The sequence below is a fragment of the Balneolales bacterium ANBcel1 genome (genome assembly GCA_029688905.1).
Lineage (GTDB): Bacteria > Bacteroidota > Rhodothermia > Balneolales > Natronogracilivirgulaceae > SLLW01.
In genome coordinates this window covers 355,651-370,418 of sequence record JARULB010000003.1, presented here as the reverse complement: position 1 = coordinate 370,418, position 14,768 = coordinate 355,651, and the positions used below count along the sequence as shown (strand labels likewise).

10 protein-coding genes are annotated in these 14,768 nt (G+C 51.4%); 3 read left to right on the top strand and 7 right to left on the bottom strand.

The window, feature by feature from the left end:
- Positions 1-300 precede the first annotated feature (300 nt).
- From QA596_05955 to QA596_05935, 5 genes are all read right to left on the bottom strand, one after another.
- A complete protein-coding gene (locus tag QA596_05955) occupies positions 301-1,434 on the bottom strand; it encodes a glycosyltransferase family protein (GenBank protein ID MDG5767002.1) in 1,134 nt (377 codons plus the stop codon).
- Positions 1,434-2,381 carry a UDP-2,3-diacylglucosamine diphosphatase gene (locus QA596_05950; protein MDG5767001.1) on the bottom strand — a complete coding sequence of 316 codons (948 nt, stop codon included), beginning with the start codon at positions 2,379-2,381 and terminating at the stop codon, positions 1,434-1,436. The genes QA596_05955 and QA596_05950 overlap by 1 nt, the downstream gene beginning before the upstream one ends.
- A gap of 74 nt (positions 2,382-2,455) precedes the next feature.
- Positions 2,456-3,076 carry a thioredoxin family protein gene (locus QA596_05945; GenBank protein ID MDG5767000.1) on the bottom strand — a complete coding sequence of 207 codons (621 nt, stop codon included), beginning with the start codon at positions 3,074-3,076 and terminating at the stop codon, positions 2,456-2,458.
- Positions 3,077-3,090: 14 nt separating this feature from the next.
- Positions 3,091-4,035 (bottom strand): protein-disulfide reductase DsbD family protein, encoded by a 945-nt coding sequence (locus tag QA596_05940; protein MDG5766999.1) that lies wholly within the window; start codon positions 4,033-4,035, stop codon positions 3,091-3,093.
- A 305-nt stretch (positions 4,036-4,340) separates the two neighbouring features.
- The gene (locus QA596_05935; GenBank protein ID MDG5766998.1) at positions 4,341-4,604 is read right to left on the bottom strand and encodes a hypothetical protein; all 264 of its coding nucleotides are present in this window, start codon (positions 4,602-4,604) and stop codon (positions 4,341-4,343) included.
- Between the two features lie 124 nt (positions 4,605-4,728).
- Between QA596_05935 and QA596_05930 the strand changes: the two genes are divergently transcribed.
- Positions 4,729-6,036 carry a hypothetical protein gene (locus QA596_05930; protein ID MDG5766997.1) on the top strand — a complete coding sequence of 436 codons (1,308 nt, stop codon included), beginning with the start codon at positions 4,729-4,731 and terminating at the stop codon, positions 6,034-6,036.
- Between the two features lie 238 nt (positions 6,037-6,274).
- A complete protein-coding gene (locus QA596_05925) occupies positions 6,275-8,965 on the top strand; it encodes a CotH kinase family protein (GenBank protein ID MDG5766996.1) in 2,691 nt (896 codons plus the stop codon).
- A gap of 315 nt (positions 8,966-9,280) precedes the next feature.
- Here the strand turns inward: QA596_05925 and QA596_05920 are convergent, their stop codons facing one another.
- Both QA596_05920 and tyrA read right to left on the bottom strand, forming a co-directional pair.
- The gene (locus tag QA596_05920; GenBank protein MDG5766995.1) at positions 9,281-11,392 is read right to left on the bottom strand and encodes a S9 family peptidase; all 2,112 of its coding nucleotides are present in this window, start codon (positions 11,390-11,392) and stop codon (positions 9,281-9,283) included.
- A gap of 30 nt (positions 11,393-11,422) precedes the next feature.
- Positions 11,423-12,556: a bifunctional chorismate mutase/prephenate dehydrogenase gene (gene tyrA / locus QA596_05915; GenBank protein MDG5766994.1), complete on the bottom strand. Its 1,134-nt coding sequence runs from the start codon at positions 12,554-12,556 to the stop codon at positions 11,423-11,425.
- 140 nt (positions 12,557-12,696) lie between these two features.
- On the opposite strand from tyrA, the gene uvrB reads away from it, so the two are divergent.
- Positions 12,697-14,760, top strand: a complete 2,064-nt coding sequence (gene uvrB / locus QA596_05910; GenBank protein MDG5766993.1) for an excinuclease ABC subunit UvrB — start codon at positions 12,697-12,699, stop codon at positions 14,758-14,760.
- Positions 14,761-14,768: the final 8 nt, after the last annotated feature.

Below are 14,768 nucleotides of genomic sequence, written 5' to 3'. Positions count from 1 at the left end.
GGAAGGTAGCATGATAAGAAAGATAAATGCATGTTGCAACAAATATTGTTTAAACGCATTAACAGCTTATGCCTGCATAGAGTAATCATCAAAAATGAGCCAACAGCGAATTTTGTACCGGGTGCGTTTGGTAACGCTATGGTAATCTTATTATTACGGATTTATTTCAGAACCGGCAAATAGTTTCGTATGAAAAGGACATCTTTTTGGCAGGGATGTGCAATTTGCAGGCCAGGGATTTCAGTCTTGTTACCGGTCGTTCGGTGGGCGCAGGGCGGCACGTAAACTTCATTAAGAACTCTAATGAGGGTTGCTTTGAAGCTCAGCGTGCTTCTGCCAATGACTGCTCGATGAGGGTGTGGCGACGCGGGTTCGGCTTTTTTCGTATTCAGCCAGGATGTGTGCTATTACATCGTCGGTACGGTCGGGAAACGGAATTTTTTTTGGGTTGGGGTGACTCAGCCAATTGCGCAGTTTGTCGGGAAAGGATCGGTCGATGCTCCGGCAGACGGATATGCCTTCCAACTCCAGAGCGGCGGCATTGCACCATTGTTCATACTGCCCCCGCATCGGGATGGTTAATAGTGGTTTGCCAAGAAACAGCGCTTCTGATGGGGCTTCAAAACCGGTTCCGCAAATTACTCCTGCACAATGTTTCAGGCTCTCCAGGTACTCCTTCTGGCTAACCGGCCGAACATGCATATGTCCTTTTTCATAGCTGCGGGTTGATGCTTTCGAAAAAATATGCCAATCCACATCGGTGATCTGCTCGAACTGCTTAAGAAGCAGTAAATCGTCGTATGCGGGAAGGTATACGGTGATATGGGAGCGGCGGCCGATCGGGTTTGGACGACTTGCCGAGCCATTTCCAGCGATTAACACCGGTTGCTTCTCGAAGCAGGGCGGGGTTTCCAGTTTTCTGACTTCATCCCGAATTACCGGCGGATAGATGAACTGGTCATATTCGCGAAAATGAAAACCAACGGGATGGGTACATGGCGCATAGTGCCGAAAGATGGCTTCCCCCAACAAGCTTTTGCGGGGTGGACGGGGGCTATTTTGTGAAAGAAAAGAGGCCTGGTGACTCAATCCGAAGCACATTTTGCCGGCAATTCGGCACGCATATGCCGAGACCGGTTCGAAATCGGATATAACAAAGTGATAATCATTTACAGGGAGGTGATGTACGTCCTGCACCAATGTAACGGGATGAAAGTCACGAATTGAACCGGCATAATCAATCCCGCCGTCTGTTCCGAAACGGTATCCAAGGCCGGAAACCCGGTAAGTTACCGGCACCCCCGGAGATACTTCCGACGAGGAACCACTGACAAGAACATCAACATCGGCAATCTGTTTGAGCCTCGGGATGAATGTCCTTGCACGGCTGATGTGTCCGTTTCCGGTTCCCTGAATGGCATAAAGAATCTTCATCAGCGGGTATTGTCCGCAGGCACCTGATGGCCGTTGGTTACAACGTACTCGTTCTCGTTCAGCAGAATATTGTGATTAATCAAACTACCCAGATCGTCAATGGAGTCGAATTCCATCGACTCCTCAAACAGCGCAAACTCGGAAATTGGCAGTTGTTCGGATGTATTACGGTTCTTGTATTCGGCTTGCTGCAGCAGGTTGCCGTCCAATGGATATCGGTATATGGACCATTTTTTTTCATGATACTCCAATGCGGTCAGGTTTTCCACCCAGTCACCGGAGTTCAAATAGGTAACCGTTCCTTTTTTATTCGTAAACGTTTCGATGTTGGGACGGTGAATGTGTCCACAGATGACATAGTCGTACCCTTTTTCAATCGCGAGGTCGGTTGCCGTTATTTCAAAGCGGCTGATGAATTTAACGGCGGTTTTTACACTGTCCTTAATTCTTTTTGAAAATGACATCCGCCCTTTTCCGGTGCGCATGGTCACATAGTTGATCATTTTATTTAGCAAAATCAGAAGATTGTACCCTCGTCCTCCGAGCTTTGCTATGAATTTGGAGTATTGCATGGTAACATCAAACACATCCCCGTGAAAGATCCATGCTTTTTTACCGTCTATATTGAGCACTACCTTGTCGGCAAGGTGAAACCCGCCGAGTCGGAAAGGGGAATATTTTCGCAGAAGCTCATCGTGGTTGCCGGTCAGATAATACACTCTGGTGCCATCTCCGAGCATTCCCATGATACATTTCAGCACCTCCATATGGGTGTCTGGCCAGTAATACTTTTTGAACTGCCAAACATCCAGCAGATCCCCGTTCAATACAATTATGCGGGGTTTAATACTTTTAAGATAGGCGACAAGCTCTGCCGAATGGCATCCGAATGAGCCAAGATGCACATCCGACAGTACTACAATATCAACGTTTCTACGGTTTTCCATGCAACGGGTTTTTTTATTTCAAAGAAACAAAAACCCGATTACCGGAAAATTACGCAACGGTTAGGCTTACATTATCAATATTTGACAGTGCAACCGTATGGGGGATGGCTTGTCACCTCCGGACTTCCGCCATCCAGCAGGAGATCCAGGGCTTCGCTCACGAAATTGCGAGCCCCTTCAATGTCGGCGGGGTTGGCGGAGGGGTTATCATCAATGGCACCCATGTACTCCAGAACACCATCCGGATTAATGATGTACATGTGTGGCGTCACGCGTGCGTCATAGGCCCGGCCGGTGACGCCCTCGGGGTCAAGCAGTACTGCGGTGGGTCGGGCATTTTTTTCGCTGGTGACCTGAACCGCTTCGTCTGGTTCCATGTAACCCTGTTTGCCGGGTGCCGAGGAGATGATGGAAAACCATACGACGCCCTGATCCCGGTAATGTTCCTGCAGCATCTGCATGTTTCCGCTCCCATAGTGCTTGACAACAAACGGGCATTCATGGTTAAGCCACTCCAAAACAACAAACTGACCTTCGTAATCGGAGAGAGAGTGTGTTTCTCCGGCTGCATCGGTGAGGGTGAAGTCAGGGGCGCGTTCGCCAACTGTGGGACCGCCATCGCTCAGGCTGCCCGCTCCCAGCAATGCAAATACGGTTAATGAGACGATCAGGATACTGATGATGGGATGTTTCATGATGGTTCTCCGTTTTAATATGTGGGGATAATTTCTGCGGATATTTCAAGTCCGGTGTGGCTTTCGCCCTCAATCCAGCTTGTTCCGGTTACCAGTACTCCCCGGATCTCCGAAATACCGCTGTTGTAGTATCGCGACACCTGCAGGGTTAGGGTCAGTTTCTCGTCTGATACAGATACTTTCTGAGGTGCCGTGTGCTCAATAACACCCTGATGGTATGGATAGAAGTAGACATTTTCGGGATTCGGCATGATTGCCGGCGCTGATTCTGGCCTGATGTCCAGGGTAAGTTCCCGCTCTGCTACGAAAGCCTCAGCTGACCAGGCGTCGGAGGGTTGAGGCAGCAGCGACAGAGCCCCGGAAATTCTGTCTCCACCGTGATCGACCAGCCCTTGCAGTTCTCCCCGTCCGCCGATTTCAAACGGAACCCGGGCGGATTCGGGGATGCAGATGTCCTTGCACACCAGCCATTGGACATTGGCTTCCAACGCGATCGATTCTCCGGTAATCGGCATCCGTGAAAGTGAAACGGGAATCAGAAGGGTAACTTCGTCGGAATATCCGTACGTGGTTATTCCCTCTTCATCAAATCTGGAAGGAAGGGGCCAGTGGATTTCGCCGGGCTCAACGTCATCGCTATCACTCCAGGTGATACGGGTAGGCAGACCGGAGTCGCCCGGATTTCTCCAGTAAACATGCCAGCCCTCTTTAATATCCATGTGGAGTCCCACCCAGAACGGCGAATCCGTTTCCGAAATACGATCTTTTTTTGTGATAAAACGGACCGCGACACGGTTTTCATCCGGATCTGCGCCAAATGATAGTTGTTGTGCCGCAACGTTTGTTTGTGTGACTGTATGTGAACTTGCGAAAAACAGCACCAGAGCAGTCAGAATCTTCGCCGGTAATGGGATCCGGAGAAGATTTATTCGTCCTGAAAGTGTGCGATTAACAGGCATTCAGACGTTCCTTTTCAAATTTATATTGGTGACAGGCCGGTCCATTTGCAAATTCCGGAATCAGAAGGGCACTAACTGGCGTTGCCTACTTGGCGGTTTAACGGCGCAAGTTATTGATAAGTATATAATCATAATGGCATCAAGCGGCAAGCGGACAAATGTTAAAAATGTCAGATCTATAGAAAATTACCCGGGATTCCATAATATGGCATGCGGACATTCTTACAGTCGTTCGCATGTGGCAGCCATCATTTACTGTTACAGATCAACAACTACACACGATTTCTTTTGATAATTCCCAGGCACTATTTTAAATCGTCGGGTTCCGGTCTGCTGTTTCTTTCTGCTCTCGCACTTGCAGCTGGATCATTATTGCTGTTTGTTCCGCTGGCCGGATCATTGCATTTGGACTCGGCAATGCTGGCGGGTGTTGCCGGATCATTTGCTTCGGCATGGATGGCTTCCGCAGAGAGTTCGCGCGCACGGACACTGTTATTGATCCTTTTCTTTTTGTTCGTCAGCTCTCTTCCACTGGTAGTTGGTGATCTTGTTACGGGATGTTTTTCCATTGACGGAGTAGCTTTCTGGCTTTTTATTCCTCCATTTAGCGCCGCATTCGGTTTCGTAATCGGCAGGTGCGCATGGCATCTCACACCAGGATATGCGCGGATGGTTTCGATAGCCTCTGTTTTTTTGATATTGGCAGCGGGCCTTGCCGGCACGCTTTTCTTTTTTCCTCAAATCTATGCCTTCAATCATGTTTTGGGTTACTGGCCGGGTTCGATTTATGATGAACAGGTGGTCTTTGACAACCGCATGATTTTGTACAGATTGCTGACCCTGACATGGATCGGCTTTTTCTGGTTGATTCCCCGTTTGAGACGACCCGGTGTCCGCTTCAGGCTGCTTATCCTGTTGCTTGTTGTCGCTCTGGGGAGCCAGTATGTCATGGCACCGCGCAACGGCCTGGTTACAACGGCATCGTATCTCAAAACGTCACTGGGCGGAACGCATCAGACCGAACATTTTACACTTTATTATTCAAAGCGGCATTATACGGATGATGAGATCGGGTTTCTGGGGCATTTACATGAGTTCCATTTTCGTGAGCTGGTGGATACCTTGCGGGTGGATTGGCCGGAAGGCGAGCGAATTAAAAGTTATCTTTACGCGCATGAATGGCAAATGCACCGGTACACAGGTGCCAGGCGCGTAAGTTTTGTGCCGGTCTGGCAGCGGGCTCCACAAATGCATATTCGGAAGGGCGCCATTGATCGGACTCTCCGGCATGAAATGGTCCATGTAATCGCCCGTGAGTTTGGCAACCGGTTCCTCAAGGCCTCCTGGAGTATAGGGATGGTTGAGGGGCTTGCCGTGGCGCTGTCCCCGGGCTCATCAAGCCGCCTTACGCCGGATCAGCTGGTCGCTTCCAACGAAGCTTTTATTCCGAAGGAAGATCTGAAGGAGCTGTTTTCCCTTACGGGCTTTTACCGGCGGCCGGGCGCTGTCGCCTATGCGGTTTCGGGGTCATTTACCTCGTTCCTGCTCAGAGAATATGATATTGACCTTTTCAAGAAAGCCTATCGCACTTCTTCACTTGAAGCAGCGTATTCTGAGTTGTTGCCCGGTGCCGTTGTGGCCTGGCGGGAGGCGGTCATGCAAACAGACATCAATGAAGAAGAGCGGAAACTTGCCGGGTTCGTATTTGCAACCCCCGCGATTTTTGACCGGCCCTGTCCGAGAAGGAGGACCGTAGAGGAGGCAAGGTGCGATGCATTGCGCATGGCTGAGGCAGAATCAGAACCTGGAGGTTTCGATGAGTTGCCTCATTACAGTTATTTTTTGGATATCGGCAGAGGCATAACGTTCAATAACGCGGTTAGTAAAAAAGACGATAGCGCATTTTGGGCGGAATTACGTCCTGCTCAAAGAGAGCGCTGGAAGGAGGCGCAGCGATTTGCGGTGTTTGTGTCAAACAAGCTTGCCGCATCAGAAATTTAACCCGGGCAAGGTAACGTGACGGAAATAAGAGGCAACTCCGGCACGTTTCAGAGATACGGTCAACGGAGGTCTCCCTGGATATCTGTTTTTCTGATGAACCCGGACAATGGCTGCCCGAGGTGCGTCCGGCGGGACAGCACTTTCCTTGCCATTGCGTGTGACCGAACGAATGTAGTGATATTCCTTTATCATTTACCTGTCCTGCTGTTCTGAAATTATTGAATGATTAAACGGTCTGATGAATCGCTTTCTCACTTTATTACTTCTGCCCCTGCTGCTGCTTCCGGAACGAACTGGTGCACAAGACAATATGCATCCCCAGGTGATAATCAACGAGATTCTCGCTTCTAACAACGAAGGTTTACGGGATGAAGACGGAGATAACGAAGACTGGATTGAACTATGGAATACTGGCGATGAACCGGTTCCGCTTCAATGGTATGGATTGACCGACCGTGCCGGGGATCATCATCGCTGGGTTTTTCCCGACACGACCATTTATCCCGGTGAGTTTATGCTGATATGGGCATCGGGAAAAGACCGACGTTCGCCGGGAAGCCCGCTTCATGCCAACTTCAGCCTGGACCGCCAGGGTGAGCCGCTGCGGCTCAGTGATATCGATGGAAACAGGCTTGATACCGTTCCGCCGGTTGCCATACCGACCGACTACTCCTACGGACGGGTCCCTGGTGAAACGGATGAATGGGCGTTCTTTTCGAAACCGACCCCTGGAGCTCCTAATGAAACGGAAAGCGTTGGGCGGATGCTGGACCCCCCCGTTTTTTCGCATGAGGGTGGCTTCCATGCCGATGCGTTCGAATTGCGGCTATCCCTTCCAGACAATGCCGAAGGTGCTGAAATCCGGTATACCACCGATGGCAGCGAGCCTGGTCCGAATAGCGGCAAGCTCTACACGGGACCTATTCTTATTGTGGACCGGACGGAGTATCCCAACGATATCTCCATGATACCCACGAACAATTATGACGCGAACCACCCCTATAACGAAAACTGGAAGGAGCCGGAGGGGCAGGTCTTCAAAGGAACCGTGGTAAGGGCAGTAACCATAGCCCCAGATTCGGAACCTGTTGGCGTAGCCAGCCGATCGTTTTTTGTGGGCAGCAATCTGGAAGATCGTTATCGTTTCCCGGTAATTTCTCTTGCAACCGACCGAGAGCATCTTTTTTCACATGACAGAGGAATTTATGCCCATGGCAATTTCTGGAATCGAACAGAGGAGTGGGAAAGGCCGGTGCATGTTGAATTCTATGAGCCGGGCGGCAAATCCGTTCTGGCTCAGGATGCCGGAGTCCGTATTCACGGCGGCACTTCCCGGGGAAGACCCCTGAAATCGCTGCGCATCTATGCGCGAAGATCTTACGGTAAAGCCTGGTTCGAGCATCCCCTCATCCCCGATGCACCTGTAGACACCTACAAAAGGTTTCTGTTGAGAAATTCGGGAAACGACTGGGATGGAACCTTTTTCAGAGACGCCCTGATGCAGGAACTCATCGCGCATACCGGCGTGGAGACCCAGTATTACCGCCCAGCAGTGGTTTTCATCAATGGTGAGTATTGGGGCATTCAGAATATCCGCAAACGCTTCGATCACCGTTATTTTGAATCCATGTACCAGATAAATCGCGATGATCTTGTACTTTTTGAAGGCAATGCTGAAATCAAGGAGGGAACGACGGCAGATCGCCGGGCATATCTGGATCTTCGTACACTGCTGGAAGAGGGGGCCGTGAATGATGCGAATGTATGGCAGGAGGTAGAGAACCGTATGGATATCGTGAATTTTCGCGATTACCACATCGCAAATATCTACTACCGGAACACCGACTGGCCCGGCAACAATATTGATTTCTGGAGGAAGCGGACCAACGGGCCTCGTGATGATGCACCCATGGGCCACGACGGACGCTGGCGGTGGCTGCTTTATGACACCGATTTCGGGTTTAATCTGGATTTTGACTATGTGATTGGCAGGAATGAGCGAGCCAACCACAACACGCTTGCTTTTGCTGTGCAGGGAACCGGCGGCTGGCCAAACCCGCAGTGGTCTGTTGCAATGCTCCGAGGCGCATTACGCAATGACAACTTTCAGAATGAGTTCATCAACCGGTTTGCCGATCTGCTGAATACCGCTTTTGCCCCCGAGCGAGTGATCCGGGAAATCGACAGAATGCACGAAGCACTTAAACCGCATATTGAGGAGCACATACGCCGCTGGCGCGGCCCCGCCTCGCTCATTCAGTGGGAAAATGAGGTGGATGCGATGCGCTCCTTTGCTGAAAACAGGCCTGCTGCTCAAAGAGAGCATATTCTGGGATTTTTTAATCTCCGTGGCATGCTGGAGCTTGAGCTGGATGTCAATGACTCAAAAGGGGGATACCTGTCCGTGAATACCATCAGATTAAAGCGCGGCGAGGTGGGTGTTTCTGAGGATCCCTGGCCCTGGTCGGGCACCTACTTCCAGGGAATTCCGGTTACGGTGACCGCCCACCCCGCTGATGGCTACGAATTTTCCGGTTGGGAAGGGCACAGTGAACCAGGGCGGCAGCTGGATCTGCTTTCGTTTGAGGAGAACGAATCCCTCAAAGCGGTATTTCGGCGAAAGAATGCTTCAACGGGCAGTGAGGGAGAGTATGATGATGGACCGCATATCTTCAAAGCGGCGGCCCCCCGCCCGAATCCATTCAACCACTCCACCGTGCTGCAGATTGAATTGCCGGAGGAAAAGACGGTAAGGATTTCTGCCTACTCGGTGGATGGCCGGCGTATCGGAGAGTTGCATAACCGGAGATTGCAGCGGGGCGTGCATTCCCTTCGAATTGATGCGGGAGGATGGGCAAGCGGGGTGTACATTATTGTGGCTGAAGCGGGCTACCACCGAAAATCCTTCCCGGTCACCCTGATCAAATGAGCCGCAAGTCCGGACATTCAATTGAAAAACGTGGAATACGATCCTGCAAAAGGCCGGTTTTTGATTTGGGGAGCTTTTTTAAAAACAGGTGATAAATGGGGAGGTGGGCTGGTTTGCCGGCTGGGAATTCAGGCAACGAGTCAGTGTGGGACTTTTGGTCAACGGGCGCCGGCTTTTTCGGCAAGCCGCTTGGAGGCTCAATCTGAACCGATGATACTACCTTTATAAAAAAGCAAAGCCCGTCCGATCAAGGACGGGCTTTTGAGGGGAGGGTATGGTATGGGTTTATAACAGACTTACAAACAATTTATTGTATCAATTATCGTAACCTGAACCAATATAACGCAACAACCATCTGTGGAATTCCCCAAACCAGTGGATGGAGTTTTGCGGGGTAAGAATCCAGTGGTTTTCGTCGGGATAGTAAACCAGGCGGGCATCAAGTCCCAATCCTTTGTACACGCCGTAAACTTCAAGGCCATGCGTTACGGGCACACGGTAATCCAGCTCCCCATGCAGAATCAGCATGGGCGTTGAGAAATTCTCGGCATGAACGGCCGGATTCCATTGCTGCAACTGCTCCAGCCCGTCCCATGGCGCGCCACTGTAGGCCGCTTCGCGGTGGTAGGTTACATCGGCTGCAAACTGGGTCATAATATTATAAACCCCTGCATGGTTGATCAGTGCCTGGTACCGGTCGGTGTGTCCAGCAATCCAGCTCACCATGTATCCACCGTAACTTCCTCCCGCAGCAGCCGTTCGCTCCGGATCGATATACGCCTTCTGCTCCATGTAATCGGTGGCCTTCATGATGTCGCGATAGGGCAGCTCCGAGTGGGCTCCGTGTATTGACTTGGCGAAATCCTGACCGAAACTGGTGGAGCCGTGGAAGTTGGGCATGGCCACAACATAGCCCGGCGCCGCAAAGAGCTGCGCATTCCACCGAAAGTGGAAATCGTCACCGAAGATTCCGTGAGGGCCGCCATGGATCTGCACCAGCAGCGGCCATGTTTTCTCTTCATCAAAATCGGGAGGGTAAACCACAAACATCTGGACATCAACGCCTTTGGCACCCTCATAGGTCACATTTTCGACACGGCCCAAACGCGTATCCTCCATGATCTCACGGTTCATCTCTGTAACTCTGGAAAGATTGCGTCCGTTGGGCTGTATCCGGAAGAGTTCCGGAGCCTGTTTCAGTGAGCGATGAACAAAAACCAGGCGGTTACCGGCAAGGGCCGCTCCGGTGTTTGTGCCGCCCCGGTAGATTTCCCGGGTGCGGTCGCGGCGAACATCATACGAAAACAGGGAGGTATTTCCGCGATCCTGCGCCGAGAAATAGAGTTCGCGGCTGTCATCCGCCCAGACAAAACCGGACGGCGACAGATCTATGCCGGCATGTACGACCTCTTCAACAACGTTTCGGACACCGGTATTTCGGTCATAAAACACAAGGCGGACACGATCGGCGTAAAAATCGGTACTGCGTCTTTTGCCATAGAGCAGGGTGTTGCCATCCGGACTGTACGCCGGACTCAGGTCGTTTGCCGGATTGTGTTCCGTTATATTGATGAGATCTCCGCTGCCATCGGTCGGTATCAGGAAGATATCGTAATTGAGGTATTCGTACGGAGGCGGATTGCTGTTTGCGGAAACGGCAATTTCGCTGCCGTCCGGTGAGATATCATATTCGGGTGCGCCCATCATGGCAAAATAATTTCTCGATCCGGGCATCAGGTCGGTCACCTCTCCGGTCTCCACATCGAGTTTGAACAATCTGGGATAGCGCCCGTCGGTCAGCCAGCGGTCCCAGTGGCGGTAAATCCTGTGTTCGGTGACTTTGGCAGACACTTTTTGATTATTCTGCTCACGTATCATCTCCTCCAGCTTGTCAAAATCACCGCCATAGCCGGGGAGAACGCTTGCCGAAAAGGCAATATGGCGCCCGTCGGGAAACCATTTCGGAGCGGAAACCGACACCGGCATTTCGGTTATCCGTATGGCTTCGCCGCCATCGGCCGGAATAACATAGATCTGGGCCGGCGAACCGCCACGGCCGGAGACAAATGCGATCCGGGTTCCGTCGGGACTCCATGCCGGCTGTCTGTCCGATCCCTGAGAGGTGAAACGGCGGGGTTCGTCGCGTTCAAAGCTGTGGAGATAGAGATTGGTTTCCGAGCTGTTCGAATCGATATCATATTCTGTAACCGGGAAAATCACCCGACTTCCATCCGGGGACGGTTCGGGTGCACCAATTCGGTTCAGTTGCCACAGCTTTTCAGGAGTCAGCGCGTTCTGCGCGTACGGAATGTCCTTGTTATCATACTCACTGCCCGGCATTGAGCCTGGCAGGGCGGCCGAAAGGGTAACCATGCCGGCGGTCAGAATAATACCGGCGATCAACAATACATGCGTTTTGGATATCATAAGCATAAAGTGGGGGTTATTGGGGGGAGATCAGCCGAATCGGTCAGCAAGGCGATTGATCATGTAGCTGCTCTCTTCGAGCGCCTGCTCTGCAAAATCGCCGAAAAACTCGGTTATACTGTTAAATTCGCGGATAAATCCGTCGCGATCGTTGCTTTTGACCAGATCGGCCAGTTTATGGTGATGTTCGAGAAACTCAATTAGCAGGGTCCTTCTTTCGAAGTTCGAAAACACAATATCGGCGTAGAGTTCGGCGTCCTGGGCGAAGATCCGTCCGGTCATCATCAGCTCCGCCCGGTAAATGGGGCTGGAAAAATCGGCCATCTCCTCCGGCTTGAGCTCGAATTCCCGCATGAAGGAACCGTGCAGCAGAGCAACAAAGTGACGCAAGCCCTGTATCAAATGCATGGCGCGGTCATGCTGTTCGGGATCCACCGACTTGATGCGGAGTCCCCATAACTGAAACTGCTCCAGCATCCACTCGTAGGCTTGACGGTCGCGGCCGTGGCACACCATCATCAGCTGCTTGGAAACATGGGTGACATCCGGGCCGTGCATCGGGTGGAGCGCGGCGACAGGCCCCTGATGCGCGTGCATCATCGCGTCCAGAATATGCGTTTTGTTGCTGGTGAAATCCGCGAGAATGGTGTTTTTCTGGAGATGAGGACCAATACGCTCGATGGTGGTTTCCGTAACTTTGATGGGTACGGTTATGATCACCAGGTCTTTGCCGCTGGTTAACTCACCGACACGATCCCAATCGTCCCGCTCCAGTATGTCGACACTGTGGCCAGACGCCCTGGCAATTCGGGCATATAGGGAGCCCATTCCTCCTCCGCCACCAACCATGAGAATTTTTTTTGGCCCGGCACTGGTCTGGGGAAAGGTCTTGCCGGACTGATACGCGCGTGAAGAACTCATTATCATTCGAAGAAAATCACCGGCCCACTCAGGATCGAGCCCAAGGCGATTCGCTTTGTCACGAAATTCCGTTATTTTTTGTTCTTCACGATTGGCTACAAAAATCGGCAGCTTGTTCTTGATTTTTGTGTCGATCACCTGTTTTACCGTATCGTTGCGCTCTTGCAGCAGGCGCAATATCTCATCATCAATATCGTCGATACGCTTTCGGTGGATGTTGAGGCTTTGTTGTTTGTCGCTCATTGTTTCGTTTTTGTGACCCTGCTCCAATTTCCTGGTAATGAACAGGGGAACAGCGGATCATATCATAGTAACATGGGAAATAGTGGCTTCGGAGTTGCCGATTGTTTGCCCGGGAGCTGTAAAAAGTAAGAATTTCTTTAATGGAAAAGGAACCTGTGTCTGATTTCAAACTGGTATCGCCCTATCTTCCCGCCGGCGATCAGCCTGCGGCCATCGCCGAACTTGTTGGCGGCATCAGGGGAGACGAGCGATTTCAGACGCTGCTTGGCATCACCGGATCTGGTAAAACCCGCACCATTGCCTCGGTGATTGAGCAAACCGGCAAGCCAACCCTTGTGATGAGTCACAACAAAACGCTTGCTGCCCAGCTGTACCGGGAGCTGAGCGATTTCTTCCCTGAAAACTGTGTGGAGTTTTTTATATCGTATTATGACTACTACCAGCCGGAAGCGTACATCGCTGCCCAGGACAAGTATATCGAAAAGGATCTCTCGATTAACGATGAAATCCAGCGGCTGCGGCTGCGCGCCACCAGTTCACTGCTGTCCGGCAGGAGGGATGTCATCATTGTCTCCTCGGTCAGCTGCATCTATGGGATCGGCTCCCCCAGCGAATATGCCAAACTGATTATCCGGTTGAAGGTCGGTGAAGAAATTGCCAGAAACAAGCTGTTGTATGATCTGGTGGATCTGCACTACAGCCGCAATGACCAGGAGTTTGAGCGGGCGCGGTTCCGTGTAAGGGGCGATGTGGTGGATCTGTATCCAGCCTATTCCGAACATGCGCTTCGCATTGAGTTCTGGGGTGATGAAATCGAAAAGCTTACGCTCTTCGATCCTGTTACCGGGGAATTGCTGGATGAGGTCGATCAGTTTTTTATCTATCCGGCATCGCATTATGTCACGACGAAGGACCGGCTCAAAACGGCCATTGTGCAGATTCAGGATGAACTGGATCTCAGGCTGGAGGTACTTAGATCCGAGGAAAAGTTCCTGGAAGCGCAGCGTCTGGAGCAGCGTACCATGTTTGATATTGAGATGATGCAGGAGATCGGGTTTTGCCCGGGTATCGAAAACTATTCAAGGTATCTGGCGGGACGAAAGCCGGAAGAACGGCCCTATTGTCTGTTCGATTACTTTCCTGAAGACTTCCTGCTTGTGGTGGATGAGTCTCATCAAACCGTTCCGCAAATCGGCGCCATGTATGGCGGTGACAGATCGCGAAAAATCAATCTGGTTGAGCACGGATTTCGCCTTCCCTCGGCTCTTGACAATAGGCCGCTGAAATTTGAGGAGTGGGAGTCACTAATAAAGAAATGCATTTTTGTCAGCGCAACACCGTCTGATTATGAGCTTGAAAAAAGCGAAGGAGCATTTGTTGAGCAGATAATCCGGCCCACGGGACTCATGGAGCCGAAAATTGAAGTCAGGCCACTTAAGCACCAGATTGACGATATCGTCGGGGAAGTCCGGGTAGCCGTGAAAGCGGGTCAGCGCGTTCTTTGCCTGACACTTACGAAACGAATGAGCGAAGAACTGTCGCAGTATCTGAAGGACCTCGGTCTCAAGGCGGCCTACATGCACAGCGAGCTGGATGCGCTTGAGCGCGTGGAAGTCCTTTATCGTTATCGTCGGGGAGATTATGATGTGCTTGTCGGTATTAACCTGCTTCGCGAGGGTATCGATATACCCGAACTTGGGCTCGTAGCCATCCTGGACGCGGATAAGGAGGGGTTCCTCAGATCGGAAACCTCCCTCTTTCAGATTTCCGGCCGGGCCGCCAGAAATGTGGCCGGTCGTGTCATCATGTACGCCGACAAGGTCACCGACAGCATGCGAAAGGTAATCGATGAAACGGACAGGCGCAGGGCGATTCAAATGGCGTACAACAAAAAGCACAAAATTAATCCGACGACGGTTGCCAAAGAACTTAAGCCACTGGTTGATCCGGAACTGATCGGAGCCCGCTCTTTTGAAATTGAGACGGAATCAGGGGCCGGCACCGATGCGCTGGAAAGGATAAAAGTTGCCGAGGATGGTATCCGCTACCAGGCTTCTCCCGCTATGAAAGAGATCGTATTTGAGAAGAAGAAGGATTTTGTGGATTACCTCAAGGAAGCCATGCGCACGGCTGCGAAGAATATGGAATTTGAAGAAGCGGCTAGAATCAGGGATCAGATCGAACAGGTCGAAAAGCAGATATAAAACTGCTA

Coding starts and splice junctions, on each gene's coding strand:
- uvrB (MDG5766993.1), top strand. CDS start 12,697: ATGGAAAAGGAACCTGTGTCTGATTTCAAACTGGTATCGCCCTATCTT.
- tyrA (MDG5766994.1), bottom strand. CDS start 12,556: ATGAGCGACAAACAACAAAGCCTCAACATCCACCGAAAGCGTATCGAC.
- QA596_05940 (MDG5766999.1), bottom strand. CDS start 4,035: ATGCCTGTTAATCGCACACTTTCAGGACGAATAAATCTTCTCCGGATC.
- QA596_05955 (MDG5767002.1), bottom strand. CDS start 1,434: ATGAAGATTCTTTATGCCATTCAGGGAACCGGAAACGGACACATCAGC.
- QA596_05935 (MDG5766998.1), bottom strand. CDS start 4,604: ATGGAAAAACATCCCGTAACAAGATCACCAACTACCAGTGGAAGAGAG.
- QA596_05920 (MDG5766995.1), bottom strand. CDS start 11,392: ATGATATCCAAAACGCATGTATTGTTGATCGCCGGTATTATTCTGACC.
- QA596_05925 (MDG5766996.1), top strand. CDS start 6,275: ATGAATCGCTTTCTCACTTTATTACTTCTGCCCCTGCTGCTGCTTCCG.
- QA596_05950 (MDG5767001.1), bottom strand. CDS start 2,381: ATGGAAAACCGTAGAAACGTTGATATTGTAGTACTGTCGGATGTGCAT.
- QA596_05945 (MDG5767000.1), bottom strand. CDS start 3,076: ATGAAACATCCCATCATCAGTATCCTGATCGTCTCATTAACCGTATTT.